26 protein-coding genes are annotated in these 25,828 nt (G+C 69.1%); 14 read left to right on the top strand and 12 right to left on the bottom strand.

The genetic code is table 11. The annotated features are described in order from the left end of the window. Positions 1-3 precede the first annotated feature (3 nt). Positions 4-1,548, bottom strand: a complete 1,545-nt coding sequence (gene ffh / locus ACIHAO_RS32350; protein WP_396564255.1) for a signal recognition particle protein — start codon at positions 1,546-1,548, stop codon at positions 4-6. Positions 1,549-1,659: 111 nt separating this feature from the next. Next, the gene (locus tag ACIHAO_RS32355) at positions 1,660-2,151 is read right to left on the bottom strand and encodes a MarR family winged helix-turn-helix transcriptional regulator (protein ID WP_396564257.1); all 492 of its coding nucleotides are present in this window, start codon (positions 2,149-2,151) and stop codon (positions 1,660-1,662) included. A gap of 70 nt (positions 2,152-2,221) precedes the next feature. Between ACIHAO_RS32355 and ACIHAO_RS32360 the strand changes: the two genes are divergently transcribed. Further along, entirely contained in the window at positions 2,222-3,079 is an 858-nt protein-coding gene (locus tag ACIHAO_RS32360) for an NAD(P)H-binding protein (protein WP_396564259.1), read from the top strand. A gap of 245 nt (positions 3,080-3,324) precedes the next feature. Here ACIHAO_RS32360 and ACIHAO_RS32365 read toward each other — a convergent pair whose 3' ends face one another. From ACIHAO_RS32365 to ACIHAO_RS32390, 6 genes are all read right to left on the bottom strand, one after another. Beyond that, complete coding sequence (locus ACIHAO_RS32365; protein ID WP_396564261.1) at positions 3,325-4,203, bottom strand: Ku protein; 879 nt, start codon at positions 4,201-4,203, stop codon at positions 3,325-3,327. Between the two features lie 50 nt (positions 4,204-4,253). Beyond that, the gene (locus tag ACIHAO_RS32370) at positions 4,254-4,646 is read right to left on the bottom strand and encodes a hypothetical protein (protein WP_125786515.1); all 393 of its coding nucleotides are present in this window, start codon (positions 4,644-4,646) and stop codon (positions 4,254-4,256) included. Between the two features lie 90 nt (positions 4,647-4,736). Further along, positions 4,737-5,579 carry an EamA family transporter gene (locus tag ACIHAO_RS32375; protein WP_396564263.1) on the bottom strand — a complete coding sequence of 281 codons (843 nt, stop codon included), beginning with the start codon at positions 5,577-5,579 and terminating at the stop codon, positions 4,737-4,739. 44 nt (positions 5,580-5,623) lie between these two features. Next, on the bottom strand, positions 5,624-7,933 hold the full coding sequence (locus ACIHAO_RS32380) for a [protein-PII] uridylyltransferase (protein ID WP_396564265.1): 2,310 nt from the start codon (positions 7,931-7,933) through the stop codon (positions 5,624-5,626). 9 nt (positions 7,934-7,942) lie between these two features. Further along, positions 7,943-8,281 carry a P-II family nitrogen regulator gene (locus tag ACIHAO_RS32385; protein WP_020630602.1) on the bottom strand — a complete coding sequence of 113 codons (339 nt, stop codon included), beginning with the start codon at positions 8,279-8,281 and terminating at the stop codon, positions 7,943-7,945. Beyond that, the gene (locus tag ACIHAO_RS32390; RefSeq protein ID WP_396564268.1) at positions 8,278-9,672 is read right to left on the bottom strand and encodes an ammonium transporter; all 1,395 of its coding nucleotides are present in this window, start codon (positions 9,670-9,672) and stop codon (positions 8,278-8,280) included. The genes ACIHAO_RS32385 and ACIHAO_RS32390 overlap by 4 nt, the downstream gene beginning before the upstream one ends. A 175-nt stretch (positions 9,673-9,847) precedes the next feature. Here ACIHAO_RS32390 and ACIHAO_RS32395 point away from each other — a divergent pair, with 175 nt between their 5' ends. Next, positions 9,848-10,708 (top strand): putative RNA methyltransferase, encoded by an 861-nt coding sequence (locus tag ACIHAO_RS32395; RefSeq protein WP_396564270.1) that lies wholly within the window; start codon positions 9,848-9,850, stop codon positions 10,706-10,708. Continuing rightward, positions 10,708-11,322 (top strand): (2Fe-2S)-binding protein, encoded by a 615-nt coding sequence (locus ACIHAO_RS32400; RefSeq protein ID WP_396564272.1) that lies wholly within the window; start codon positions 10,708-10,710, stop codon positions 11,320-11,322. The genes ACIHAO_RS32395 and ACIHAO_RS32400 overlap by 1 nt, the downstream gene beginning before the upstream one ends. A 553-nt stretch (positions 11,323-11,875) precedes the next feature. Here the strand turns inward: ACIHAO_RS32400 and ACIHAO_RS32405 are convergent. Then, on the bottom strand, positions 11,876-12,301 hold the full coding sequence (locus ACIHAO_RS32405; protein ID WP_396564274.1) for a LuxR family transcriptional regulator: 426 nt from the start codon (positions 12,299-12,301) through the stop codon (positions 11,876-11,878). Between the two features lie 222 nt (positions 12,302-12,523). Here ACIHAO_RS32405 and ACIHAO_RS32410 point away from each other — a divergent pair, with 222 nt between their 5' ends. The 7 genes from ACIHAO_RS32410 (at position 12,524) to ACIHAO_RS32440 (ending at position 19,619) form a co-directional block, all read left to right on the top strand. Continuing rightward, positions 12,524-13,426 (top strand): hypothetical protein, encoded by a 903-nt coding sequence (locus tag ACIHAO_RS32410; protein WP_396564276.1) that lies wholly within the window; start codon positions 12,524-12,526, stop codon positions 13,424-13,426. 109 nt (positions 13,427-13,535) lie between these two features. Next, positions 13,536-14,753 carry a hypothetical protein gene (locus ACIHAO_RS32415; protein WP_396564278.1) on the top strand — a complete coding sequence of 406 codons (1,218 nt, stop codon included), beginning with the start codon at positions 13,536-13,538 and terminating at the stop codon, positions 14,751-14,753. Continuing rightward, on the top strand, positions 14,750-15,214 hold the full coding sequence (locus ACIHAO_RS32420) for a hypothetical protein (RefSeq protein WP_396564280.1): 465 nt from the start codon (positions 14,750-14,752) through the stop codon (positions 15,212-15,214). The genes ACIHAO_RS32415 and ACIHAO_RS32420 overlap by 4 nt, the downstream gene beginning before the upstream one ends. Continuing rightward, the gene (locus ACIHAO_RS32425; protein ID WP_396564282.1) at positions 15,211-16,584 is read left to right on the top strand and encodes a hypothetical protein; all 1,374 of its coding nucleotides are present in this window, start codon (positions 15,211-15,213) and stop codon (positions 16,582-16,584) included. Before ACIHAO_RS32420 ends, ACIHAO_RS32425 begins: the two co-directional genes overlap by 4 nt. 24 nt (positions 16,585-16,608) lie before the next feature. Continuing rightward, positions 16,609-17,793, top strand: a complete 1,185-nt coding sequence (locus ACIHAO_RS32430; protein ID WP_396564284.1) for a hypothetical protein — start codon at positions 16,609-16,611, stop codon at positions 17,791-17,793. A gap of 63 nt (positions 17,794-17,856) precedes the next feature. Continuing rightward, a complete protein-coding gene (locus tag ACIHAO_RS32435) occupies positions 17,857-19,146 on the top strand; it encodes an O-acetylhomoserine aminocarboxypropyltransferase/cysteine synthase family protein (RefSeq protein ID WP_396564286.1) in 1,290 nt (429 codons plus the stop codon). After that, positions 19,143-19,619 carry a CoA-binding protein gene (locus ACIHAO_RS32440; RefSeq protein ID WP_396564288.1) on the top strand — a complete coding sequence of 159 codons (477 nt, stop codon included), beginning with the start codon at positions 19,143-19,145 and terminating at the stop codon, positions 19,617-19,619. Before ACIHAO_RS32435 ends, ACIHAO_RS32440 begins: the two co-directional genes overlap by 4 nt. A 4-nt stretch (positions 19,620-19,623) precedes the next feature. Here the strand turns inward: ACIHAO_RS32440 and ACIHAO_RS32445 are convergent, their stop codons facing one another. Beyond that, complete coding sequence (locus ACIHAO_RS32445) at positions 19,624-21,741, bottom strand: RICIN domain-containing protein (protein WP_396564290.1); 2,118 nt, start codon at positions 21,739-21,741, stop codon at positions 19,624-19,626. A 108-nt stretch (positions 21,742-21,849) separates the two neighbouring features. Here ACIHAO_RS32445 and ACIHAO_RS32450 point away from each other — a divergent pair, with 108 nt between their 5' ends. Continuing rightward, on the top strand, positions 21,850-22,026 hold the full coding sequence (locus ACIHAO_RS32450; protein WP_199746417.1) for a hypothetical protein: 177 nt from the start codon (positions 21,850-21,852) through the stop codon (positions 22,024-22,026). 9 nt (positions 22,027-22,035) lie between these two features. Here the strand turns inward: ACIHAO_RS32450 and alc are convergent, their stop codons facing one another. Next, positions 22,036-23,052 (bottom strand): allantoicase, encoded by a 1,017-nt coding sequence (gene alc / locus ACIHAO_RS32455; RefSeq protein ID WP_396564292.1) that lies wholly within the window; start codon positions 23,050-23,052, stop codon positions 22,036-22,038. Position 23,053: 1 nt separating this feature from the next. Then, positions 23,054-24,382, bottom strand: a complete 1,329-nt coding sequence (gene allB / locus ACIHAO_RS32460) for an allantoinase AllB (RefSeq protein WP_396564294.1) — start codon at positions 24,380-24,382, stop codon at positions 23,054-23,056. 103 nt (positions 24,383-24,485) lie between these two features. Here allB and ACIHAO_RS32465 point away from each other — a divergent pair, with 103 nt between their 5' ends. From ACIHAO_RS32465 to uraH, 3 genes are read left to right on the top strand one after another with little or no spacing between them, the layout of a single operon-like run. Further along, positions 24,486-24,962, top strand: a complete 477-nt coding sequence (locus tag ACIHAO_RS32465) for a helix-turn-helix domain-containing protein (RefSeq protein WP_125792711.1) — start codon at positions 24,486-24,488, stop codon at positions 24,960-24,962. 58 nt (positions 24,963-25,020) lie between these two features. Beyond that, positions 25,021-25,512, top strand: coding sequence for a 2-oxo-4-hydroxy-4-carboxy-5-ureidoimidazoline decarboxylase (uraD, locus tag ACIHAO_RS32470; protein WP_396564297.1), 492 nt, complete (start codon positions 25,021-25,023; stop codon positions 25,510-25,512). Continuing rightward, positions 25,509-25,826, top strand: a complete 318-nt coding sequence (gene uraH, locus ACIHAO_RS32475) for a hydroxyisourate hydrolase (RefSeq protein WP_396564299.1) — start codon at positions 25,509-25,511, stop codon at positions 25,824-25,826. Before uraD ends, uraH begins: the two co-directional genes overlap by 4 nt. The last annotated feature ends 2 nt before the right edge of the window (positions 25,827-25,828 follow it).

A 25,828-nucleotide genomic window follows, 5' to 3' on the forward strand; every position in this document is an offset into this window, starting at 1 on the left:
GGGCTATTTGTCCTTCGGCAGCTTGAACTTCTTCGGGTCGAACCCGGGTACGTCGTTCATGCCGCCGAGCTGGGAGAGGTCGGGCATCCCGCCGCCGGCGCCGCCGGGCATTCCGCCCGGGGGCAGCATCGGCATGCCGCCAGGGAAGCCGCCGCGGACCTTGGGCTGCGTCGGACCGCGCCCCTTGCCCTTCTTCCCCTTCTTGCCCTTGCGGTTCTTGCTGCCGCCGCCTCCGCCGCCGAAGCCGAAGCGGCCCGCCATCTGCGCCATCATCTTGCGCGCTTCGAAGAACCGGTTGACCAGGTCGTTGACGTCGCGGACGGCGACACCGGACCCCTTCGAGATCCGGACGCGGCGCGAGGCGTTGATGATCTTCGGGTCCGCCCGCTCGGCGGGGGTCATGCCGCGGATGATCGCCTGCAGCTTGTCGAGCTGCTTGTCGTCGACCTGCGCGAGCTGGTCCTTCATCTGCCCGGCGCCGGGCAGCATGCCGAGCAGGTTGCCGATCGGGCCCATCTTGCGGACCGCGAGCATCTGCTCGAGGAAGTCCTCGAGGGTGAGCTGGCCGCTGCCGAGCTTGGCCGCGGTCTGCTCGGCCTTCTCCTGGTCGAAGTGCTGTTCGGCCTGCTCGATGAGGCTGAGCACGTCGCCCATGCCGAGGATCCGGCTGGCCATCCGGTCCGGGTGGAAGAGGTCGAAGTCCTCGAGCTTCTCGCCGTTCGAGGCGAACAGGATCGGCTGGCCGGTGACCTGGCGGACCGACAGCGCGGCACCACCGCGGGCGTCACCGTCGAGCTTGGTGAGCACGACACCGGTGAAGCCGACGCCGTCGCGGAACGCTTCGGCCGTGGTGACCGCGTCCTGACCGATCATCGCGTCGACGACGAACAGCGTCTCGTCCGGCGAAACGGCGTCGCGGATGTTCGCGGCCTGCTTCATCAGCTCTTCGTCGACGCCGAGACGGCCGGCGGTGTCGACGAGGACGATGTCGTGCTGGGCGCGCTTGGCCTCGTCGATGGCGCGGCGGGCGACGTCGACCGGGTCGCCGACGCCGTTGCCGGGCTCGGGCGCGAAGACCGCGACCCCGGCCCGCTCGCCGACGACCTGCAGCTGCGTGACCGCGTTGGGGCGCTGGAGGTCACAGGCGACCAGCATCGGCGCGTGGCCCTGCTTCTTCAGCCACATCGCGAGCTTGCCCGCGAGCGTCGTCTTACCGGCACCCTGCAAGCCCGCGAGCATGATGACCGTCGGCGGGTTCTTCGCGAACGTGAGCCGCCTGGTCTCGCCGCCGAGGATGGTGACGAGTTCCTCGTTGACGATCTTGATGACCTGCTGCGCCGGGTTCAGCGCGCCGTGCACCTCGGCACCCTTGGCGCGCTCCTTGATCCTGGCGATGAAGTCCTTGACCACCGACAGCGCGACATCCGCCTCGAGCAGCGCGATACGGATCTCACGCGCGGTGGCGTCGATGTCGGCGTCGGAGAGCCTGCCCTTGCGAGACAGGGTCTGCAGGGCGGACGTGAGCCGATCGGAGAGGGTGTCGAACACGGGTGTGCACGCTCCAGCTGGGGTCGTCGTGGCTTGCCGGTACGGACCGACGGCTTTCCAGGGTAGTCGGTGTCCGGGGCCGGCGTTTGACGCGGTTGCGGACGAGGCCGCCTATCCGGATTCCCCGGCGAGGTCCCCGGTCGCGTCTTTCCCCGCCATGGTGGTGCGCCGCAGGAAATCGGCGATCACGTCCAGTTCCGCGTCGGTGTAGCCGGCGCAGACTTCGTCCATCTTCCCGTTCATCCCCGCCAGGTGCCGGTACACGTCGCCGTCGCGATCGCCGGTCGCCGAGACGACGACCGCGCGGCGGTCGGCCGCGTCCGGCGGCCGGTCACGGGTGATCCATCCCGCGCGCTGCAAGCGGTCCAGCACCCCCGTCATGGTGGCCGGATGCAGGCCCGCCTGCTTCGCCAGCGCGCTCGGGCTCAACGGTCCGTGCAGGTTCAGCACTTCGAGGCAGTCGAAGTCCACCGGCTTGAGCGCGACCTTGGCGCTGACCTGGTGATTGAACAGCGAGAGCTGGTTGTTCAGCGCGCGCAACGCTCCTTTGATCACCGCGACCTTCCGTCGCCGAGGCCTGCCCTCAGGTGTTACGGAAGTCATATCATCTCGTTTCCATGTTCCAAAGTGATACGGTTTCCATATTGTATGACACACAGCGAAGGAGTGGGCCATGTATCTGATCACTGGGGCGAGCGGGACCGTCGGACGGCCGTTGATCGACAGCCTCACCGAGGCGGGCGCACGCGTCCGCGCCGTGACCCGCGACGCCCAAGCCGCGTCCGGATGGCCTTCGGGAGTCGAAGTCGTCGAAGGAGACCCGTCGCGCCCCGACGGCATCGCTCCCTTCATGGCGGGCGTCACCGGGATCTTCCTGCATTCCCGGGCCGCGGCCGCCGCGCCTTCCGAAGTGCTCGCGCTGGCGAAGGACCACGGCGTGCGACGGGTCGTCGCGTTGTCCGCCACCAACGTCGACGAGCCCGCGGACCACCAGCCGTCGCGTTTCCAGGGCGACCGGAACAAAGAGGTCGAACAGGCCGCCATCGCGAGCGGACTGGAGTGGGTGAGCCTGCGGGCGTCCTTCTTCGCGGCCAATACCCGGCTGACCTGGGCAGGCCAGATCAGCGCGGGCGATGTCGTCTTCGGTCCGTTCGCGAACTTCGCCGAAGCGCCGCTGCACGAGCGGGACCTGGCCGACGTCGCGGCCCGCGCCCTGCTGACCGACGAGTTCGACGGCCGGAAACTCGAACTGACCGGCCAACGGTCGCTCACCCACGCGGAAATGGTGGAGGTGATCGGCACGGTGCTCGGCAAAACCCTGCGATACCAGGAAGTTCCGGCCGACGTGGCCGCGAAGACCATGGTCACGCGAGGCTTCCCCGAACCGTTCGTCGAAGCGTTGATGAACAGGTACCGGCGCCTCGCCGGACAGCCCGGCCTCGTCGCCGACGGAGTGGCGGAGGTACTCGGGCGCCCGCCGCGAAGCTACGCGGACTGGGTCGCGGACAACGCTTCGGCGTTCCGGGCCTGAAGCAGAACAGGGCTCCGGGACCGGCCGCCCCTCGCAGACCGGTACCGGAGCCCCTACGGAAGGCTCGCCTCCCCGCGAGCCGACCGTAAGCACACTTGGCGAGTTTCGCGGGACTTCGTATCGCCGGACCCCCAGTACCAGGCGATTCGCTGCCCGCGCTCTCTCCGCGCGATGACATGAGAATGCCCGGTCACCGCGGGGTCACGGCAGCGTGAAGACCCCCAACTATCCCTGGGTAGAACTACTCAACTGGTTTTGGCCGACGACGCCGACGACGCTGACGACGAGGCCTTCTTCGCCCGCGTCCGCGCCTGGCGCGCCTTCGACGCCGCTTTCTTGGCCTTCTCGACCGGAGCGCGATCGGCCTCGACCGCGCTCTGCTGCAGGGCCGCGAGCAACCGCGTCACGCCCTCCGCCTGTTCGGCCGCGGTCGGCTGCAGGACGTCGTCCCCGTCCACCTTGGCCTGGATCAGCGCTTCGAGCGCCTCCCGGTAGCGATCGGTGTACCGGCCGGGTTCGAAATCCCGCGTGAGGTCTTCGATCAGTGAGACCGCGTTCCGCAGTTCCCCGCGCCGCAGGTCGACGTCCTCGTGCAGGAACGGGAAGTCGGGCCGCCGGATCTCGTCGGGCCACAGCATCGTCTCGAGCACGATCACCTGATCCCGTACGCGCAGCGCGGCCAGCGTTTCGCGTTGCCGCAGCGTCACCTTCACGATCGCGATCCGCCCGGACTGCTGCAGTGCCTCGCTCAACAGCACGTACGGCTTGGTGCCCGCCGGCTCCGGTTCGAGGTGGTAACTGCGCGCGAAGTACATCGAGTCGACCTGTTCGGCCGGGGTGAAACCGACGACGTCCATCGACTGGGTGGTCGGCGCGATCAGCGACGCGAAGTCCGCGGAGGTCAGCAGGACGACGTCACCGTTGGGGACGGGATGCCCTTTGACGATCTCGGCCGCGGGCACCTCGGCGCCGTCGACCTCGCAGACCCATTTCACCCGCACCCGGCCGCCGTCCGGCTCGTGCACCTGGTGGAGGGGGATGTCGTGCTCTTCGGTGGCGCTGTACGCCTTCACCGGAATGGCATAGGTCCCGAAGCCGATCGTGCCTTTCCACACCGCTCGCATGGCCCACCTCCGCCTGGTCAGCGTATCCACGCGCGGAAGCGGCGGGACAGCTACAAACGGGTGTCAGGGGCGACTGAATCGCTCACACATTCGAATGACGGACGCGATTCGGCGAGTGCTTCGGCCGAACAGTCGACAGCGGTGGCCGCCGCACGGAGTACTTCCGCGACGACCTCGACGTCGATCATCGGGGCGGTGGCCAGCGCACCCTGGCCGCCGCCTTCGACCCGGCCCGCCATCCCTTCGAGCGCGATGGCGAGCGCCTGCTGGCCCGCGACGAGGTGCCGGACGACCTTGAGCAGCTCGGGCACGGTCGCCGCGGTGCCCGACGCGGTCAGGCTGACGGCGAGGTCGTCGGCGCAGGCGCGCAGGTGGGAGGCGACCACGGTCGGCGGCAGCGTGATCCGCTGTGGCCCGGGCGAATTCGGCTCGTGACCGAGCACGTGCTCACCGCCCTCCGGATCCTTCGGGTCTTGACGGCGGACATCCTGCCACCATTACCCTCCGCCACTCGCGCGACACCCTGGTCGAGGTCAGCCGAAGCCGAGGAGGACCACCGCGGCCGCCGCTCCGGCGAGCCCGGCGGCCTGGATCCGTGACGGCCGCTCACGCAACGCCACGATGCTGAGCACCACCGGAACGACCGGGTAGAACGACGCGAGGACGACGGCGATCGTGGTCAGTCCCTCCCGGGTGGCGAACAGGTAGAGCGTCAGCGAAAGCGCGGCGAAACACCCGTTCAGCGCGGAAAGGGCCGCCAGGCGCGGAGGGAGGCGAAGGCCGCTCCCCGACGGCAGTGCCATGGGCAGGACCGTCAGCGTCGCGGCGAGCCTGCTCGCCACCAACGGCCAGAGACCGGCTTGCGGCGCCGCCTGGGCGAGGGCGAGGTACTGGACGGCGAAACCCACGCTCGCGATGAGCGCGACGCGAGCGGCGGGCGTCGCCCCCGGCCCCTCGCCGTGGCCGGAACGCGACACCGCCCACAGCGCGCAGATCGCCAGTCCGATCCCGAACCAGGCCGGCGCCGAGGGACGTTCGCCGAGTAACGCCACCCCGGCGATCACCGGCAGGGTCACGCTCCCCACCGCGCTGACCGGCACCACGATGCTCAACGCGCCACTGGCCATCGCCCGGAACAGGAAGACCATGCCGACGCCCGTGCCCACCCCGGAAGCCGCGCCCCAGCCGAGATCCGGGAGGGACGGGGCTTCCGGCGTCAGCAGCAGAGCCGCCCCGAGCATGAAGACGAAACCGGCCGCCTGCCCCGCGAACGCGACGGCGACGGAGTCCGCCCTCCGCGCGAGCAGGCCGCCCGCGAAGTCGACCAACCCGTAGGACAGCGCGGACCCCAACGCGAGCAAGGTGGGATCCGGCATGCCACTGGCCTACCCGGCGGCCGTGGGTTCAAACGATCAACGGGTCAGGACGCGGCGGCCAGCAACGCGGCCTCGATCTTCGATCGCCACGCTTGGTCGACCCTCCCGGTGCGTGGCGCGATGGCGAAGGAGTCGACGACCGCGCCACCGAGAGTGGCCACCTTCGCCCAGCGCACCTCGGCCTCACACCGCCGCAGCGCGCCCGCGACCCGGTAGAGCAGCCCGATCCGGTTCGCGGCCCGCAGTTCGACCACGACCGTGTCGTGCCCGCTGGTCTCGTCGTCGAACCAGATCACCTTCACGTTCGCCGTGAGAGTCTCGCCGTAGTCCCGTTCCTTCGCCGCGAGCCGCTGAGTGAGCGGGAGCGTCCCGGCCACCGCTCGCGCGAACTGCTCACGCAGCAGGGTGACGTCGGGCAGCGAGCCGAACTTCGGCGACGCCGTGAACACGCCCGCCCGTCCCCCGTCGTGCCCGCGCAGCACCGCCGCGTGGACCTCGAGCGAGTTCAGCGCGAGCACCCCGGCCGCGGGAGCCAGCAGTTCGGCGCGGGCCGGGACCGCGAGCACCACGGTCACGACCTTGCCGGCGGCCGTGATGCGCACTTCACCACGGCCGGAGGCGACGGCTTCGGCGACGAGTTCCCGTTGCTCGGCGCCCATCGGCTCCGGTGGCACGAATCCCTTGCCATGCAAGGCTTCCTCGCAACCGGACACGAGTTCGGCGAGCAGCCGCGCCTTCCAGTCGGTCCACACGCCCGGCCCGGTGGCCAGCGAATCGGCCGTCGTCAGCGCGTGCAGGAGTTCCAGCAGAACCAGATTGTCGTCGAGCGTCTTCGTCACCCGCTGGATCGTGGCGGGATCGCTGATGTCCCGCCGTGTCGCGGTATGCGGCAACAACAGGTGATGCCGGACCATCGCGGACACCAGCGCGGAATCCGCGGGCGACAACCCGAGCCTCGCCGCCACCTGGGCACTGATCTTCGCGCCGAGTTCGGAATGGTCCGCGTCGCGTCCCTTGCCGATGTCGTGCAGCAGCGCGCCGATCAGCAACAGGTCCGGCCGCGAAACAGTGGTCGTCAGTTTCGACGCCTCGACGGCGGCACGCACGAGATGCCGGTCGACGGTCCACGAATGCACCGGCGACCTCGGCGGGAGATCCCGCACGGCACCCCACTCGGGGAACAGCCGCGCCCACAACCCGGTGCGGTCCAGTGCCTCCACGGCGTCGACGAGCCCCTCGCCCGCGCCGAGCAGTTCCACCAGCGCCTTGAGGGCGTCGGCCGGCCACGGCGCACGCAGTTCCGGCGCGGTTTCGGCGAGCGCCCGCAAGGTCCCGTGCGAAATCGGCTTCCGGATCCGGGCCGAAGCCGCGGCGACCCGCAGCAGCAGCGCCGGATCCTTGGCGGGCACCGCGTCCCGCGCCAGCGCGACCTCATTCCCGTGCAGGACCACACCTTCGTCGAGCGGGGTCCGCACCGGCCGCCGCCCGAACCGTGCCTTCGGCGGTTCCACAGTGGACCGAAGTGCCACGTCCACCGCGTACGCGATCGTCCGCCCGACACCGGAAAGCTTGCGCGCCAAGGTGAACCGGTCACCGAACCCGAGTTCACCCGCGACCGTCTCGGCCTCCGGCGCGCTCAGGATGTCCCGTTCCCGGCGCAGTTCACGGCGTAACTCCGTCCGGACGTCCAGCAGCAGGCTCTTGGCCGCCAGCAGTTCCTCGCCGGGCCTCGCCGTCAGCTGAGCCGCCGCCAACGCCTCCAGGATGGCGAAGTCGCGAAGCCCGCCTCGGCCGTGCTTGAGATCGGGCTCGGCGGACTGCGCGATCTCACCACTGCGAGCCCAGCGCTGACGCACCGCGTCCGACAGTTCGCCGAGCCGTTTCCTGGCGGTCCGCCGCCACTGGTCCCGTGCCGCGGCGGCCAGCCTGGCGGTGATCTCGGCGTCCCCGGCGATAGGCCGGATGTCGAGCAGCCCCATCGCGGTCCGCAGATCCTCGGACGCCACCTTCAGCGCCTCACCCGGCGTGCGGACCGAGTGGTCGAGACCGATCTTGGCGTCCCACAACGGATACCAGATCGCGTCGGCGATCTCGCCGACCTTCGAGTTGCCGTTGTGCAGCAGCAACAGGTCGAGGTCGGAGAACGGCACCAGTTCGCTGCGCCCGAGGCCACCGACGGCGGCCAGCGCGACACCGGGTTCAGCGGTGTCGACACCGGCCGCCGCGGCGCCCTTGCCCAACCAGAATTCGTAGAGGTCGACCAGGGCCGCCCGCAAAGCGGACGCCCCCAGCCTCCCGTGCCTGCCCTCGAGCAAACGCTCGGTGGCCTTGACCAGTTCACCCCCGTCGGCCATCCGTGACGCCTATAGCGCGTCCGAGCCGCGTTCGCCGGTGCGTACCCGGATCACCGTCTCCACCGGCGTCACCCAGATCTTGCCGTCGCCGATCTTGCCGGTGTGGGCGGCCGTGGTGATCGCGTCGAGGACCTTCTCCACGTTGGAATCGTCGGTGACGACCTCGACCCTCAGCTTCGCCACGAAGTCCACGGAGTACTCCGCACCCCGGTAGACCTCGGTGTGGCCCTTCTGCCTGCCGTAGCCCTGTACCTCGCTGACCGTCATGCCGAGCACACCCAGCTGCTCCAGCGCGGAACGGACGTCGTCGAGCGTGAACGGCTTGACGATCGCGGTGATCAGCTTCATGCCTTGCTCTCCTCGAGTTTCGTGGCCGCGTTGCCGGTGGACGACTTGACCGGGATTGAGCTCGGCTGGCCGAGGCCGCCGCCCGATCCGGTGAAGTCGTACGCGCTCTCCGCGTGCTGGGCCTCATCGATACCACTGACCTCGTCCTCCGCGCTGACGCGGAACCCGCCGAGCTTCTTGATCACCCAGCCGATGACGAACGTGAGCACGAACGAGTACACGAGGACCGCGGCCGCCGCGAGCGCCTGCTTGCCGAGCTGGCCGAGGCCACCGCCGTAGAAGAGGCCGTCGACGCCGAGCGAGTTGACGCTGGTGGTGCCGAAGAAACCGATGAGCAGCGTACCGACGAGACCACCCACGAGGTGGACGCCGACGACGTCGAGGGAGTCGTCGAAACCGAAGCGGAACTTGAGGCCGATCGCCAGTGCGCACAGGGCACCGGCGATGAGACCGATGGCGATGGCACCCAGCGGGCTGACGAACCCGGCCGCCGGGGTGATCGCGACGAGACCCGCGACGGCACCGGAAGCGGCGCCGAGAGTCGTCGGCTTGCCGACCTTGATCTGCTCGATGATCAGCCAGCCGAGGATGGCCGCCGCGGTCGCGACGGTGGTGTTGGTGAACGCGACGGCGGCGAGGTCGTTGGCGGCCAGCGCCGAACCGGCGTTGAAGCCGTACCAGCCGAACCACAGCAACGCGGCGCCCAGCAGCACGAACGGCACGTTGTGCGGGCGTCCGGTGCCCTTCGGCCAGCCCTTGCGCTTGCCGAGCACGATCGCGAGCGCCAGGCCCGCCGCGCCGGCGTTGATGTGGACCGCGGTACCACCGGCGAAGTCGAGCGCCTTGAGCTGGTTGGCGATCCAGCCGCCGACCGAATCGGCGCTGATGAAGCCGTTGAACGAGAACACCCAGTGCGCGACCGGGAAGTACACGACCGTCACCCAAACCGCGACGAACAGCGTCCAGCCCCAGAACTTGGCGCGGTCGGCGATGGCACCGGAGATCAGCGCGGGCGTGATGATCGCGAACATCAGCTGGAACATCACGAAGGCGAACAGCGGCAGCGCGTCCGCGCCGGGCCACGCGACCTCGGGTGTACTGCTGGTCGCGGCGGTCGCGAATCCGGCGAGTTCGCCGGAAATCGTCGAGAGACCCGCGAAGTCGAAATTACCGAGCAACCCGCCGCCCACGTCGTTGCCGAACGCCATCGTGAAGCCGTAAAGCGTCCAGAGGACGCCGACCACGGCGAGCGCGATGAAGTTCATCATCAACATGTTCAGGACGCTCTTCGCGCGGACCATGCCGCCGTAGAAGAACGCCAATCCCGGTGTCATGAGCATGACCAGCGCGGCGCTGATCAGTACCCATGCCGTGTCTCCTGCGTTCAGCACAATCTTCCTCCCGTGCCTGGGGTGTACTGCGCAGGAATTTTTGGACCGCGGTGTTTCCTCGGGCGGCGATTCAGGTTTCACCCGCGTGAACTGTCGGTGCGGCGTTGTTACGTCCAGGTTTCCCGAGACCTGGTGCGTTCTGTCCGGTTGCGAAACCTCGTGGTCGAATAGGGTCATGAACGCACGTGTATCCGGCCATGACCCGCTGCCACCGGAGATCGTCCGGTCGTTGCGGTGTTCGGTCTGCGGTGACCCGGTCGGGGCAATCGACCGCACGGTGCGTTGCGGGAGAGGCCACTCGTTCGACGTAGCGAAGCAGGGTTACGTCAACCTTCTGCACGCGCGCATCCCGGCCGGCACCGCCGACACGGCGCCGATGGTCGCGGCTCGCGTCGACCTCCTCTCTTCGGGTGCTTACCTGCCTCTCGCCGACACCCTCGCGAAGGTGGCTTCGGACCATGTCGAGAACGGGATGGTCATCGACGCGGGCGCGGGCACGGGGTACTACCTCGCGCACGTGCTCGACGCCGTCCCCGCCGCGTACGGACTGGCGCTCGACGTCTCGGCCGTCGCCCTGCGCCGTGCCGCTCGCGCACACACGCGCGCGGGCGCGGCGGTGTGGAACCTGTGGGAACCCTGGCCGGTGGCGGACTCGAGCGCGTCACTGATCCTCAACGTCTTCGCGCCCCGCAACGCCCCGCAGTTCCACCGCGTCCTGACCGCGGACGGCCTGCTCGTCGTCGCGACACCCAACCCAGGGCACCTCCGGGAACTGGGCGACCTGGTGATCTCCGTCGACGGCGGCAAGGACGCGCGGCTGGAAGACACTCTTGGCGAGCACTTCACCCGGGTGGACAGGCACGATGTCACGCAGAGGGTGACGTTGTCGCCCGCGCGGATCCGCCAGGTCGTCGAGATGGGCCCGAGCGCGCATCACCTCCACCGAGACGGACGTCGTGAACGGATCGACGCGATCGGTGAACCGGTCGACGTCACCACGTCGTTCAGCGTCACGCTGTACCGGCCGGTGCCCTGATGGAGGCGCCCGCGACCCTGCTCGCCGACACCGCGTGGGTCAGCGCCCGCATCGGCGGCGCGGCGAAGCTCTACGGCTGCTCCCGGCCCGAGGTGCTCGGCACGATCTGGTGGTACTCGCTGTCTTCGGTCCTCGTCGCCCCCTCCATCGAATCGCTCGTCCGTGGTGAACCGCTGGATCCTTCGCTCGACGCCGTCACCATCGATCTCATCCCGGACGGGCGTTTCACCGGTGCCCGATCGTCACGGGTCCTCCCCGGCGGCCTGGCCGAACTCGGCGCCGCGTTCGCCGGAACGCTGGACACGGCGATCGGCACGATCTCGGCCGTCACCGGGGCGAATCCGCGCGCGCTGGGCGCGATCGCGACGGATTCGATCGGCAACCGCCTGCTGTGGACCGGCGACACCGAACGGGCGGTCGCGTTGGCGGCGCCCCTCGTGGCCGCGATCGGACTCGGCATGCCGGAGCCGCGATTCACCCGGATCGGGCGGAACACCGTGGTGCGCCGTGCTTCCTGCTGCCTGATCTACGAGGCGGGCAACCCGAAGTGCACCAGTTGCCCCCGGCAGATCCCGGAAGAACGAGACCGGCGACTTCGCGGAGCCCTCGGCTAGGTGTGATGGCCGAGTTTCCTTGGCTGAGCCGAGGGAAGGGGTCCTTCACGCGCAGTCTCTGTGACCGCTGGTGCATGTGGGGCGAACGTGTTGTGGCGTAGGGCCGGTGTCGCTTCTGCGTGGGCGTTCTTCTGGTAGCGAGGGCCTCCTTGCCTACTCTGACGGTAGTGAAAGAGGCTTTCGCTACCGTCAGATGTGGTCTTTGGTGACGGTGGGGCGGCTGTGACTTCGGCGGCCGGTCGTGAAGTACATGAAGGCGTGACTCGCGTGATTGGGGACGTAACTCGCGTGCTTGGGGACGTGACTCGCGTGTCTGGATGCCGCACTCGGGAGTGCGGAGTCTGAACACGCGAGTTCCGGCTCTAAGCACGCGAGATCCGGGTCTGAGCACGCGAGTGCGGTATCGCGTCACCCCGGCCCACCGTCTCACCCGAGACACGACACGTTCGCCTTCCCCTCGTCGCTCCGCGAACGACGCCATTCCCGCATGCCATGCGGCGAAAGCTCCCTTCACCACATCAGACGCGAGAAAGGTCCCCTCAGCCCCGGCCGCTCACACCGCCGCGAGATTCTCCCCCGTCAACGCGGCCACCATCGCCGCACGGGTGCCGACCCCCAATTTCGTGAAGATCCGCCGCATATGCGCGGAAACCGTGTTCAGGCTGATTTCCAGTACGCCGGCGATCTGCTTGTTCGTATAGCCCCGGCTCACCATGCGCGCCACTTCGTGCTCGCGCGGGCTGAGCAGGTCGTGCGCCTCCGGCGTCACCGGTACGAGCAGGCATCGGACGCCGTGCTCGGTGAGGTCGAGCAACGGTCTCCGCATCGCGGAGTCCCCGTCGCACAGTTCCGTGACCCGCCGGACGAGTGATCTCGCCAGGCTTCGCACGGTTTCGTCGTCCGAAACGACCTTCCTCCGCTGCCGCGCGAGATCGTGTATCGGTGCCGCAGGAAATCCCACCGCCGGGCTCGTGGACATAGACCGGCCTCCCCCCTCTTGGTTTCCCTCCCTCTCTAGCAAACCCCTCCGACAGGAAAAGCGCATCGTCGGTTTGTGTGACAAGTCCGAACTAGTCGATTCATGTCACACAGGAACGTGTGACTACCGGTGTGCCCGGTGTGCGGGCAGTGTCGGGTCCGTGCTCACCGACGCACCGCGCCGGGGACCGCGGGATTTTCACCGGAGCAGAGGAGAACGGTTATGAGCCGTGGCTATGCGGTAGTGGACGGCGAGTTGGAAGACGAGCTGAGCCGTGAGTTCGAGGACGAGTTCGAAGACGAGCTGGAGGGCGCGCTCGGCGAGCTGGCCTATGAGCTGGAGGACGAACTCGAAGACGAGGACGAAGCGCTCTACGAGTTCGAGGACGAAGACGAACTGGGCGAACTGGCCCAGGAACTCGAAGACGAACTCGAAGACGAGGACGAAGCGCTCTACGAGTTCGAGTTCGAGGACGAGGCCGAATTCGAAGCGGAGTTCGAGAACCTGGTCCGCGAGCTCGAGGCGGAGTTCGAGTTCGAGGACGAGTTCGAAGGAGAGGACTTCGTCAATCCGCTGCGTCGCCTCTACCCCGACGCCGATCAGCTGGCCCGGCTGGCCTTCCAGGCGGAACAGGCCGAGACCGAAGAGGAGGCCGAGGCGTTCATCGGACCGCTGGCGGCGCTGGCCGTCCGCGCGCTGCCCCGGCTCGCCCCGATCGTGCGCTCGGTGGCCCCGAAGATCGTCCGCGGCGCCACGACCCTCGGCCGCAAACTCTGGCGCAACCCCGGCACGCGGCACCTCGTCCGGCGTATCCCGCAGATCGTCAAGCGCACCGCGGGGAAGGCCAAGGCCGGCCTCAAAACGGGCATGCGGATGTCGGACGGCTGGCTGTCGAACGCGTTGATCGGTGGCGCTGTCAGCTTCGGTCTGGACAAGCTGCTGAAGCGACCGAAGAAAAAGAGCACGCGCCGCAAGCAGCCCGCTCGACGGCGTGGGGCGGCACAGCGGCCGGCCGCGCAGCGTCGCCGGACCGCGCGGCGTGTCCCGGCGCGGACCGCGGCCCAGCGCAACCGGCGCCGTGCCGCACAGAGCAAGCGGGCGCGCGGCCGTGCGCGCCGCCGTTAGGGCGCTCCCCGCGGCATCCGGTACCCCGGCCCCTCCCGCCGGAGCGCGGCGGGCGAGGTCATCCAGCGGGAGGGAACTGGAGGCATGGGTCCTCTCCCAGGCCACCAACGTGGAACGGCATCTGGACGCGCTACGGCCGTTCCGCTGGTCGGAGTTCGGCGATCCGGCGACCGGGCCGAGCCGGGCCCATCTGGCGGCGGTCAACCGCATGATGGCGACCCTGCGGGGACCGTTGTCCACCGCGACCCGCGTGACCCGCGAAAGCGCGCAGGAGGCGGTGGCGCAGCCGGACCAGATCGAGCTCGCCCGGCTCCTGCTGGCGAAGTCCCGCGCCCAGCGCTGGGTCCGGACCACCGAACGGGTCTGGGACTTCTACCTCGACCTGTTCAACCAGCGGCAGGGCGCGTTCGCCCCGTGGCTGGTGGCCTGCGACCGGGTGGCGCTCGACTGCTACCAGTACGCGTACCTCGGGATCGGGCACTGGCGGTCGATCCCGACCCCGCCGCCGTTCTGCTACCTGCGCACCGGCTCCGGCCCGGCCACCTCACGCCGCGGGATCCCCTTGCGGCGGCTGGGAAACCGGCTGAACCCGTTCCCGCTGATCCAGCTCCCGTACCACCGGCTGGTGAACCCGTGGACGCTCGGCGCGGTCCTGCACGAGGTGAGCCACAACCTGCAGAACGACCTGGGCCTCGCCAGGGCGATCCCGCTGCAGGTCGCGGCGAGGCTCGTCGAGGCGGGGGTGCCACGGGCGGTGACGGGTACCTGGGTCAGGTGGAACCGCGAGACCTTCGCCGACCTGTCCGCGCTGTTGCTGGGCGGTCCGGCGGTCACCGGTTCGCTGTTCGACGTCATCGGGCGCACCGAACTCGAAACGACGGTGTTCTCCCCACGCGCGGTGCACCCGGTGCCGTACCTTCGGGCGAAGATCTCGGTGGAGTTGTTGCGCCGCATGGGTTTCACCCAGCACGCGGAAGCTTACGCGGCGCTGTGGCGGAAGCTGTACCCGAGGGCGAAGCTGGTCAACGCGCCGCCGGCCCTGCTGAAAACGGCGGACAAGGCGATCCCCGTGGTGGTGGACGCGATGTGCTTCACCTCGTTCCCCTCGCTGGGCCATCGCCCCCTGGCGAAGGCGTTGCGGTTCGAAGCCAAGGAACAGGCGATGATCGAGGAAGCGGCGGCAAGACTGGCCGACGGCGTGTCCCCGGGTGTGGTGCCGGAACGGTTCCTGATCGGCGCGGTCCGTTACGCGCTCGAAGAGGGAATGGCCCCGCCGAAGCGGCTTTCCCGCTTCTTCATGGAAGAGCTCGGCAGGAGGTCGAGATGACCATCCACACCGAATTCTCCCGGCTGGGCAAGGAAGTGAACCAGGTGGCCGCGTGCTGGCGGGCGCTGGAGATCAGCGTCTCCGAGGACAGGCCCGACGGCGTCGGGCTCGCCGCGGCGGATCACCTCGCCGAGGTCGTCCTCGACGGCACCAGTGAGGTCGAAGCGGCCACGCGCGCCACGCAGAGCCCGGTGAGCGCCGAGTCGTTGCACACCACGGCATCGTCGCTGCTGAAACTGCGGCGGCGGGTGGACGGGCAGTGCCGTTCGCACCACGCGGTTTCCGGGCTGCTGCGCGCGGTGCACGGACGGGAACAGGAATGGCGGGGCTGGGCGAAGAGCTTCCACGCCGGGGTGGACCAATGCGCCATCGCCTTGTCCTCGGCGGAGGACGTGATGGTGCGGTGCTGGCGTGAAGCAGTGGAACTGGCCGAATTCAAGGGATGTGGGGCGACCCGATGACGATCAACGACGACCGCGGCGCGACGTTGCCGCGTGCACAGGACATCGACAGCGCGTATCCGCTGTCGACCGGGCAGTACCCACCGCCGTCGGCGGCACCCGGCGCACTCGCCGAACAGACGATCAGCGACATGCTCGGCTGGAAGTGGCGCGAGGGTGACACGAAAGGGTTCGTGTCGGCGCTGACCGGCAGCTTCGAGCTGAAAGAGGTCCAAGGGCGCACCGAGGCCAAGTGGACACCGCGCGGGTACGCGATCCAAGCCGACCTCGGCGCCGTCACCGGCGGACAGGCCTCGCTCGCGGCGAGGGCGCGGAGCGCGGTGAAGGACTCGCTCGCGCTGCTCGACTCGCTCCGTCCACTGAGGACGGATTCGGATCCCGAGAACGCCGAAGGCTTCCGTGCGCTCGTCCGGCACGATCTCGAACAGATCCGGCAGGAGCTGGAGAGCCCGCTGCTCCGCGTGGCGCGGGTCGATCAGCTCTTCCTGCTGTTGCTCGGAGACGGGACGCGAGGGCACCTCGGCCAGCTGCGGGACGAGCTCGGCCTGGTCTCGGGCAAGGTCAACACGATCGAGGAAGAACGGATCCAGACCTCCTTCATCACGCTGACGGATTGGGTGGTCTCGTTGTTCAGGGGCTGGCAGGACGCACGCGACAAGATCGATCCGTTCTCGCAGCCGGCAGGCGGCCAGCCGTTCTTCGGTCCCGCCGTGGTCGCCCTTTCCCGGCTGCTGTCCGCGGCGGCGTCCCAGGTCGACGAGGTCGTCGCGATGCTGCGATCGGTGTTCATCCAGCAGGAAGACCTGGAAGTGCTCCGTGTCCCCGACCCGGAGGGCGGGACCATGTCGCTCGGCGGGCTGCTGCGCTGGATCCGTGAATTCGCCACCTTCGAAGGCGGCAAGCTGATCGAGTCGGCGGGCAAGGAAGGCGTCGGCACGTCGTTCATCCAGATCGCGAGGCGGCTTCAGCGGATCGTGGCGAACCTGCCCCGGCAGAGCACCGGCGGCCCCAACGGGGACGTCCCCGGCAACTTCCGCGCGTCACTTCCCCCGGGCTTCTTCAGCTCCCGTGTGCAACGGGCCATCGACGAACTCGACGACCATCTGCAGGAGGTCGTCCGGATCGCCGAGCCGATCGGGCGGCCCGGCACGCCGTCGTCGTCCGGCCCGAATCCACCGGCCCCGCCCACCCCGCAGCTCATGCCGCAGCCGACGCCCCCTCCGCCGCCACCGCCGTCGTCCGGGCGGACGCCGTCGGTGCCGTCGGTCGCCGAGCTGCGCGAAGGGCACGCCCTCCAGGAAGAGCAGACACCACCCGAGGCGGAGGAACCGCCGAAACCCCGGACCACGCGCAAGCGGACCGGGCAGTAGCCGGACCCGTACGGGAGGAAGACGATGGGCACGGAAAAGGAATACCGGGAACTCTTCGACCGGGTCGCGGCACTGCGCGGCCAGGTCGCCGGGAAGCTCGCCAACGAACTGGGCAGCGATCCGAAACTCGGCGACGCGGTCCTCAAACAGCTGGACGACATGCTCACCGCGGTCGAGACCGAACAGCGGGGCAGGCCGGGTCCGGCGGACGGCGGGATCGCGCAGCTCGTCGGTCTCGGCGACAGTTCGGCCGCGGACCTCGGGGCGACGGCGATGCCACCGGGCGTGGACGCCTACGACGAGACGGTCGCTTCGGAGCGGGTCATCGCGGTCGGCGATCTGTACTACCTGTACCAGCACGAACGGATCGGCGTGTTCCGTGTGGTGCAGAAACTGCAGGAGCTGTTCCAGGGCGGCGCCATCCGGCTTTCCGACGGCCCCGGCGCGTTCGGCCTGTACCGGTTCGACCGGCGGGACGTGCTGCGCTACACCCGGCGGGACCGCATCAGCGCGTACCGGCGAGTCCTCGGCTACGGCAAGGGGCTCGGCTCGGCGAACTCGCGGCCGAACACCGACTTCCACCAGCTGTTCACGCAGTTCAGCAACCAGGTGGCGTTGTTCTGGCGGGACAAGCGGATCTCCGACGTCGTCCGGGAACGCGCGTACGACCCGAGCTTCGGCAGTGTCGCCGTCGTCCGGCGCAGCGGGCTGGACCTTCGGAACAACCTGAAGTTCACCTCGTACGGCCACCTGAACGTGCTGCGGGTCGAGGTCATGCAGCTGTTGACGGAGGCGTTCAAGATCCTCGGCTCGGAGGACGTGCTGGATCTGTTCGGCGCCGCCAACGCCTGGGACACCGTGGACGAGGTGCTGATCCGCCACTTCGACCAGCGGCTGGTGTCGTCGCCTCGGCAGCGGATGGCGGTCACCGGACGTCAGGTGCTGCGCTGGCTCGCGGCGCCGCACATCCTCGAGACCACCCGGTCGGAGTTCGAGGCTTTGCTGCTCGAGATCGCCGAGCCCGCCGAAGAGTGGCTGACCTCGGCGCAGTCCCTGCGGCTGGCGGACCGGACGAACTCGCGGGAGGTGCTGCCCGCCGACCGGCAGCGGCCTGCCGGGGTCGCGGTGTCCCGCGCCGAATCGCGGCCGGTCACCCCGCGGCGGAACGGTCACCGTCCCGGCACGGTGATCACCCTCGACCGCCAGTAGGACGGGTGGCCACGGGATGGGAACGATGGTCACCGGGTGGGACGAGAGGTAGCGTCGGGCGCGATGAGTGAACGCACCTGGGGCTTCCGCACCCGCGCCCTGCACGCGGGCGGGACGCCCGACCCGGCGACCGGCGCCCGCGCCGTGCCCATCTACCAGACCACGAGCTTCGTCTTCGAGGACGCGGCCGACGCGGCGAACCTGTTCGCGCTGCAGAAGTACGGCAACATCTACAGCCGCATCGGCAACCCGACGGTCGCGGCCTTCGAGGAACGCTTGGCCAGCCTCGAAGGCGCGATCGGCGGGGTCGCGACCAGCAGTGGCCAGGCGGCGGAGTTCCTGACCTTCTCCGCGCTCGCCGAGGCGGGAGACCACATCGTGTCCGCCGGTGGGCTCTACGGCGGGACGGTCACGCAGCTCACCGGGACGCTGCGCCGCTTCGGGATCGAGACCACCTTCGTCAGCGGTGACCGCATCGAGGACTACGCGGCCGCCATCACCGAGCGGACGAAGCTGATCTTCACCGAGGTCATCGGCAATCCCGGCGGCGGGATCGCCGACCTCGCCGGGCTGGCCGAGCTCGCGCACGCGCACGACATCCCGCTGGTCGTCGACGCAACCCTGGCGACGCCGTACCTGTGCCGCCCGATCGAGCACGGCGCCGACATCGTGCTGCATTCGGCCACGAAATTCCTCGGCGGGCACGGCACCACACTGGGCGGGGTGGTCGTCGAATCCGGGAAGTTCGACTGGGGGAACGGGAAGTTCCCGCGGATGACCGAGACCGTCGAAAGCTACGGCGGCCTGAAGTACTGGGAGAACTTCGGCGAGTACGCCTTCTGCACCCGGCTCCGTGCCGAGCAGTTGCGCGACATCGGCGCCGTCCTCTCCCCGCACTCGGCCTTCCTCCTGCTGCAGGGCGTCGAGACGCTGCCGCAGCGGATGGACGCGCACGTCGCCAACGCGCGAGCCGTCGCGGAGTACCTCGCGAACGACAGCAGGGTGGCCTGGGTGAACTACGCGGGCCTGCCGGAGCATCCGCACCACGACCGCGCGAAGAAGTACCTGCCCGCCGGGCCGGGCGCCGTGTTCTCCTTCGGTGTCGACGGCGGCCGCGCGGCCGGGGAGACGTTCGTGAACTCCGTCGAACTGCTGTCGCATCTGGCGAACGTCGGGGACGCGCGGACGCTGGTCATCCATCCGGCGTCCACCACCCACCAGCAGCTTTCGGAGGACCAGTTGCGCGCGGCGGGCGTCGGCCCGGACCTGATCCGCCTGTCGGTCGGGCTGGAGGACGTCGACGACATCCTGTGGGATCTCGATCAGGCACTCGGCAAGGCGGTGGCGGGATGAGCCACGACGTCGGCGCGGTCAAGCGCCGCCGCATCCTTTCGCGGACGAAGTCGGTGACCATCGTCGGCGCTTCGAACAATCCGGCGCGGCCGAGCTACTTCGTCGCGACGTACCTGCTCTCCTCCAGCGAGTACCAGGTCAACTTCGTGAACCCGCGGCTGGACGAACTCCTCGGACAGCCGGTGTACCCGTCGCTGGCCGACGTTCCCGGCGAAGTCGACCTGGTCAGCGTGTTCCGCAAGCACGACGACCTCCCCGGCGTCGCCGAGGAGGTCGTCAAGGCCGGAGCGCGCACGCTCTGGCTGCAACTGGGCCTGTGGCACGAACCCGTCGCCGACAGGGCCCTCGAGGCCGGACTGGACGTGGTGATGAACCGCTGCGTCAAGATCGAGCACGCCCGGTTCGCCGGTGGGCTCCACCTCGCCGGTTTCAACACCGGCGTGATCAGCTCACGACGCCAGTCCGCCCCCTGAGGCGTTACTCCGCCGCGGTGTTCACCGTGAACGGCAGCCACTGCACGGTGACCCCGTTCGCCGGCGAAACCGGCATCCGCCAGTTCTGGCAGCCGCGACCGGGGATCCGGTCCCAGATGAACAGCGGTGCTCCCTGGCCCGCGGTGCAGCCCTGGTCCAGCAGCTTGCCCGCGTTCTGGACGGCGTACCGGTACACCCCCGTGCCGACCGTCTGCGGTTCGATCGTCCACTTCTGGCACGCGCCCGCGACGCGGTCGTAGGTGGTCACCGGGTTCCCGCTGGCCGTATGGCAGCCGGTGTTGTCCAAGACCTGCCCGGAATGCTTGGCACGGAACTGGTAGTAGCCGTCACCGGTTCCCCACGGGAAGAACTTCTGGCAGTCCGCGCCGTTCGACGGCCACTGCTGCACCTTCGTCCCGTTGTTCCAGCCGCACGCGGCGACATCGGCGTAGAGCCCGCTCGACACCGCCTGCAGTGAGACCCAGGCGTCGTCGGCGAACTCTTCACCGGGGTCGAACGTGGTGGCCCGGAACCGGTAGCTGTGGTTCTCCTGCAACAGTCCCGGCGGCACCGTCCAGGTCGCGGCGGTGCCGGAGGGGACGTCCCATTTCCAGTAGTCCCCGATCATCGTTTCGCCTTCGTAGACGTAGAAGACCGCGGTGACGTTGCCGCCGTCAGGGTCCGTCGGCGTGAAGCTCAGCGTCGGGGTGAGGGACTTCGTGTGGGTGACCCCGCCGATGTCGACGCGGTCCGAGATGTCGTGCCCGGCGGCGGGATTCGGCCGCTGGTTCCGGTAGGTCACCTCGATGTACGGCGACTTGCCGCCCTCGCCGGACGAGAACTTCTTCCAGCCGAGGGAATCCGACTCGTTCTCCGCCTTCAGCACCATCGTTCCGGTGGCGACCCCCGAACCGGCCCACGCGCCGACCAGGTTCCCGATCGGGGTCCGGACCCAGTCGGCCGCGCAGGCCGCGCTGTAGCCACGGGTCGCGTTCGTCGTCGCCCATCGCGTGCGGGGCGGCGGCTGGTTCGCCCAGCGAGTGCCCGTGTCGGCGGGCAGGGAGTCCCAGATCTCCCAGTTGCGCGGCGAACAGGAGTAGGAATGGTTGCCCCACAACGACAACGTGGCCGACTCGATCGCGGCGCCGCGGAACCGCGCCACGTCGAAGTGGAGATACGACCGGGCCTTCGTGGCTCCACCGTCATAGGTGCCGATGCGGAGTTCGGTGGCACCCGACTGGTCGGTGGTCGCGATGTTCGACTGCGTGAAGGTGTCGAAGTTCGTCCACACCGACACCCCCGGATCGACGATGACCGGATAGGACCGCGCCGGGTCGGCGAAGTAGCCCGCGTCCGGCGTCACGTTCAAGCCGAGTGTTCCGCGTTCCTTGGCGGACACCACTTTCCCGACCTTCACCTTGGCGACGGGGTCGCCACTGCGCTGGTCGATCCGCGAGTCCCACATCTCGGCGGCGGGCACGCTGCCCACCACCGCGCCGGACGCCGTGACCAGCTGTGTGTTCCCGTCCGCGTCGGTGCGCGGCGTGAGCCCGGTCGCGCGCAGCGGGAGCGCGAACGTCAGCGCGCGATCGGGACGCCGCTTGACGACGAAGAACTGCTCGAACCCGGTCCGCGTGGCCTTGACCTGCAGGTCGACGCCGGGCTGGATCTCCGGGTACGTGGCTGTCTCGCCGGTCAGCACCGGCTCGGGCAGCGCGCCCGGGTACTGCAGGGCGACCTTCCCGTCCCGGCTCTGCACGGTGGCGAGATCACCGCTCTTGGCGCTCGCGCCGGCCAGCACGAGTTCGCGTGGATGCGCCTTCGGCCGGACGAGCCCGTCGGCGCTCTTCTCCAGTGTCAGGTCGACAGGCACCCAGTCGGCACCGCGGCGGACGTGGACCGGACCGCCGTGCACCTGGGTGGTGCGGGAACCATCGGGATTGGCGAAGGTGGACGAGTTCTCGGTGCGTTCCGAGCGCATCTCGACCGGCTTCTGCTGCGAACGCGCCACGGTTTCGGGCGACGTCGCTTGCGCGGGGGCGGCGAACACGGCGCTCCCGGCCAGGCAAGCGGCGAAAAGCACGAGGCCCCGCCGCGGGATTCTTCGGGTTTGGGCTTGCACTTCGGTCTCCCCAGCAAGTGGATGAAGTTGACATGTCGGTTACGCATGTCACACCCACGAGGGTTGCCCGCCGCTCGAAAAAATCCGGCCGCGTGAGAAGGTGGCGGCATGGCCAAACCGACGCCGCTGCAGATCAGGAACATCGTCATGGCACTGCTCATGGCGGGTGCCCTGGTGTGGAACCTGTCCATCGGCGGCGCTTGGTGGCTCACCGCGATCTTCTCGGTCGGGATCGTCCTCTCGCTGTTCTCCGCGTACCTGAACCGGCCTGGCGCCCGCCCCTGAGCCCGCGTTTCAGGAGCGCGCGGCCTCGAAGCGCGAAGTGAGGTCAGCGCGGCCTCGATCGGTCAAAGTACCGAAGAGACGCAGGCGCGCCATCCCGCCGTCGGGATAGATGTCGAGACGCACTTCGGTCACTTCGGGCCCCGAAGCGAGCGCGAACCGGTGCCGGGTGTCCGGTTGCAGACGCGTCTTCGGCAGCAACTCGGCCCATTCGCCGTCGCCGTCCCGGCCGCTCAGCGCGGCCCAGCCCGGCGCGTTGCCCTTGAGGTTGCTGTTGTCGAACTCGGCGAACCGGACGACGCCCGCGCCGGCGAGCCGCACCGTGACCCAGTCGTTCCCGTCGTCCCGGCGCCGAGCGGTCTCCCAGCCTTCCGCCTGATGCGCGGCGAGTCCTGGCGAGAAGAGGTTGTTGGGCGAGGAATAGAACATGTTGCTGCATCCGGTGACCACCGCGCCGTTCTCCAGCGCGGCGAGGTCGAGCGCGCCGGGATCGAGCAGGCGTGGGTCCGGGATCGGCGTGCCGTGCACGCGCAGCCGGGCCACTCCGCCGTCCGGATGCATGGTCAGCCGGACGTGCGTGTAGCGCTTGCTCCCGCCGATCTCGAAGAAGTTCTCCGTGTGCCCCGCCGCCGCGCCGCGTTTCACCAGCACGTCCCAGTCCACTTCGGACAGTTCGGCGGCGTTGGGATAGCCGTCGACGGCGCACGCCTCCACCGAGACGAACGGCGGGTAGTTGCCCTTGAAGAACGCGGTGTCCACGATGACGCCGGTGATCGCCCCCGCCATGCCGAGCCGGACGACGGCCTGATCGTCGCCGGGCTCACGGTGCCGCCGGGTCTCCCAGCCGTCGTAGACCTGCCCCTTGGGCCCGAAGGTCTCCGTCCGATGCGCGGGCACCCAGGGATTGACCAGGTTCTCCTTCTCGGCGAACAACTCGTCCGTCGCCCACATCACGGTCCCGCCGAACTTGCGCGAGGCCAGGTCGGGCAGGGCTGTCCACTCTGGACGGTCGTTCACGGCATCCTCCATCTCAGCAGTCACCCCGGGTCAGCAGAACGCCTGCCGGGTCTTCACCGGTGATCTCCTCGCCCCGCAGCCACGTGCTCCGGACGACACCGGCGAGCGGCCGTCCGTGGTAGGCGCTGACCGGGTTGCGGTGCTTCAACTTCGCGACGTCGACGACGAAAGCCTCGTCGGGCGCGAACACGCTGAAATCGGCGTCGTAGCCCGGCGCGAGATGACCTTTGCGGCGCATCCCCGCCTGGGCGGCCGGATGCTCGGCCATCCAGCGGACGACGTCGGTGAGGGCGAACCCGCGTTGCCGCGCCTGGGTCCAGACGGCGGGCAGGCCGAGTTGGAGACCGGCGATCCCGCCCCAGGCGAGCCCGAAATCGCCACTGTCGAAGCGTTTCAGCTCCGGCGTGCACGGTGAATGGTCGGTCACCACGCAGTCGATGACGCCTTCCACGAGGCCCTGCCACAACAGTTCGCGGTTCCCGGCCTCGCGGATCGGCGGGCAGCATTTGAACTGCGTGGCGCCGTCGCCGATCTCCTCCGCGGTGAAACTCAGGTAGTGCGGGCAGGTCTCGGCGGTCAGCCGGACACCGTCGCGCCGCGCGCTCTGGACCATCGGCAGCGCGTCCGAAGAGGACAGATGCAGGATGTGCGCGCGGACACCGGTCTTCCTGGCGAGCTCGATGACCTGCGCGATCGCCACGTTCTCCGCACCACGCGGACGCGAGTGCAGGAAGTCTTCGTACTTCTCGCCGTGCGGGTCGGGCGCGTGATCGATCGCGTCGGAGTCCTCCGCGTGCACGATGATCATGCCGTCGAAGGTCCGCAGTTCGGTCATCGCCTCTTCGAGCCCCCGCGCGTCCAGCGGCGGGAACTCGTCGACACCGGAATGCAGCAGGAAGGACTTGAAACCGAACACCCCGGCCTCGTGCAGGCCGCGCAGGTCCGCGAGGTTGCCGGGAATCGCACCGCCCCAGAACCCGACGTCGACGTGCACCCGGCCCTCGGCTGTCTTGCGCTTCACCTCCAGCGCCGCGACGTCGACCGTCGGCGGCAGGCTGTTCAGCGGCATGTCCACGATCGTGGTGACCCCGCCCGCCGCGGCCGCGCGCGTCGCCGAAGCGAAACCCTCCCATTCGGTCCGGCCCGGGTCGTTGACGTGCACATGGGTGTCCACGAGCCCCGGCAGCAGGACGACGTCCTCGCCGAGTTCGAGCACCCGGTCGCCGTCCAGATCGGCTCCGGCGGGTTCGACCGCGATGATGCTGCCCTCGTCGACGCCGACGGTCGCGGGTACCTCTCCGGCAGCCGTCACGGCTCGCGCGGCCTTGATCACCAGGTCCATCTAAGCCTCCAATTTCCACTCAGTGGAATCGAGGTTTCGCATCCCGACATTAACTCCGGCCACCCTGCTCGTCAACGAGCCCTGGCGGCGCTACCTTCGCTGGGTGCAGTTAGAAGCCGAGTTCACCAGCGAACCGTTCCACGGCGAGGGCCCGCCACCCGAGCATGCCGTCAAAGCCCGCGACACGGCGGAAGACGCGGGCCTCTCCACCGACTTCGGCCCGCTCGGCACTCTCGTCCGCGGCGACGCCGACGCCCTGCTCGACGCGCTTCCCGCCATCGCCAGGGCGGCGCTGAACGGCGGCGCGACCCGCGTGACCCTCCAGCTCCGCCAGGTCGGCGACGACTCGACCGAGCCCGCCGTCGAACTGCACAGCGCGCTGTCCCGGCTCATCGGCGACGTCGAACGCGAACTCGGCGGCAAACTCGACACCCTCGACCGCGCCACCAAGCAGCGCGCGGTGCGGCTGCTCAAGGAACGCGGCGCGTTCGGCCTCCGCAAATCGGTGTCGACCGTCGCCGAGGCACTGGGGGTCACGAGGTTCACGGTCTACAACTACCTCAACCGCGACCAAGAATGAAGAGCTGTTTCAACAAAATGTTGACGACAGCGGAAGCGTCGCCGTACCGTCGGTTCCCGTGCCGCTCACCATTCGAGAGTTCGACCAGGCTCCCGCTCAGGACGTCCGGCCGGCGCTGACAGCCTGCCTCGACGTCCCGCGCTGGGTGGAAACCCTGCTGGCCAGGCGTCCGTACGCCGACCTCGCGGCGCTGCTCGCCACGGCCGAGGCGCTCACCCCGTTGCGTCCCGAAGAGGTCCGGCGCGCCATGGCCGCCCATCCCCGGATCGGGGAGAAAGCGGGGGGCGCGAGCACCGAGGCCGGCTGGTCACGCTCGGAACAGTCCGGTGTGGACGGTGACGCGGCGCGCGAGTTCGCCGCGGCCAACGCCGAGTACGAGGCGACGTTCGGGCATGTCTTCCTGGTCTGCGCGAGTGGCCGGAGCGGCACCGAACTGCTGGAAAACCTGCGTTCGAGGCTCTCGAACGATCCCGAGAAGGAACTCGAAGTGGCCGGCCAAGAGCTGGCCAAGATCGCCGCGCTGCGGCTGGAGAAGGCGGTGACGGCATGAGCCTCGTGACCACGCACATCCTCGACACCGCCGCGGGACGGCCCGCGGCGGACGTCGGGGTCCGCCTCGAAACCGGCGCGGGCGAACTCGTCGCCGAAGGGCGGACCGACACCGACGGCCGGATCCGCGACCTCGGCCCGGACACCCTGGAACCCGGGGTCTACCGGCTGGTCTTCGACACCGGTGCCCACCTCGGCCCGGACTCCTTCTTCCCCGAAGTCACCCTGACCTTCCGCATCGCCGACGGGACCGAGCACCACCACGTGCCGTTGCTGCTGAGCCCGTTCGCCTATTCCACCTATCGAGGGAGCTGATC

Origin of the sequence: Amycolatopsis sp. NPDC052450 (genome assembly GCF_044547565.1) — a bacterium.
In the GTDB taxonomy this organism is placed as follows: domain Bacteria; phylum Actinomycetota; class Actinomycetes; order Mycobacteriales; family Pseudonocardiaceae; genus Amycolatopsis.

Bases quoted from the DNA above. Each gene is read 5' to 3' on its own strand.
- ACIHAO_RS32355 (WP_396564257.1), bottom strand. From the start codon at position 2,151: ATGACTTCCGTAACACCTGAGGGCAGGCCTCGGCGACGGAAGGTCGCG.
- ACIHAO_RS32360 (WP_396564259.1), top strand. From the start codon at position 2,222: ATGTATCTGATCACTGGGGCGAGCGGGACCGTCGGACGGCCGTTGATC.
- ACIHAO_RS32365 (WP_396564261.1), bottom strand. From the start codon at position 4,203: ATGCGAGCGGTGTGGAAAGGCACGATCGGCTTCGGGACCTATGCCATT.
- ACIHAO_RS32375 (WP_396564263.1), bottom strand. From the start codon at position 5,579: ATGCCGGATCCCACCTTGCTCGCGTTGGGGTCCGCGCTGTCCTACGGG.
- ACIHAO_RS32380 (WP_396564265.1), bottom strand. From the start codon at position 7,933: ATGGCCGACGGGGGTGAACTGGTCAAGGCCACCGAGCGTTTGCTCGAG.
- ACIHAO_RS32385 (WP_020630602.1), bottom strand. From the start codon at position 8,281: ATGAAGCTGATCACCGCGATCGTCAAGCCGTTCACGCTCGACGACGTC.
- ACIHAO_RS32395 (WP_396564270.1), top strand. From the start codon at position 9,848: ATGAACGCACGTGTATCCGGCCATGACCCGCTGCCACCGGAGATCGTC.
- ACIHAO_RS32400 (WP_396564272.1), top strand. From the start codon at position 10,708: ATGGAGGCGCCCGCGACCCTGCTCGCCGACACCGCGTGGGTCAGCGCC.
- ACIHAO_RS32405 (WP_396564274.1), bottom strand. From the start codon at position 12,301: ATGTCCACGAGCCCGGCGGTGGGATTTCCTGCGGCACCGATACACGAT.
- ACIHAO_RS32410 (WP_396564276.1), top strand. From the start codon at position 12,524: ATGAGCCGTGGCTATGCGGTAGTGGACGGCGAGTTGGAAGACGAGCTG.
- ACIHAO_RS32420 (WP_396564280.1), top strand. From the start codon at position 14,750: ATGACCATCCACACCGAATTCTCCCGGCTGGGCAAGGAAGTGAACCAG.
- ACIHAO_RS32425 (WP_396564282.1), top strand. From the start codon at position 15,211: ATGACGATCAACGACGACCGCGGCGCGACGTTGCCGCGTGCACAGGAC.
- ACIHAO_RS32430 (WP_396564284.1), top strand. From the start codon at position 16,609: ATGGGCACGGAAAAGGAATACCGGGAACTCTTCGACCGGGTCGCGGCA.
- ACIHAO_RS32435 (WP_396564286.1), top strand. From the start codon at position 17,857: ATGAGTGAACGCACCTGGGGCTTCCGCACCCGCGCCCTGCACGCGGGC.
- ACIHAO_RS32440 (WP_396564288.1), top strand. From the start codon at position 19,143: ATGAGCCACGACGTCGGCGCGGTCAAGCGCCGCCGCATCCTTTCGCGG.
- ACIHAO_RS32450 (WP_199746417.1), top strand. From the start codon at position 21,850: ATGGCCAAACCGACGCCGCTGCAGATCAGGAACATCGTCATGGCACTG.
- alc (WP_396564292.1), bottom strand. From the start codon at position 23,052: ATGGAGGATGCCGTGAACGACCGTCCAGAGTGGACAGCCCTGCCCGAC.
- allB (WP_396564294.1), bottom strand. From the start codon at position 24,382: ATGGACCTGGTGATCAAGGCCGCGCGAGCCGTGACGGCTGCCGGAGAG.
- uraH (WP_396564299.1), top strand. From the start codon at position 25,509: ATGAGCCTCGTGACCACGCACATCCTCGACACCGCCGCGGGACGGCCC.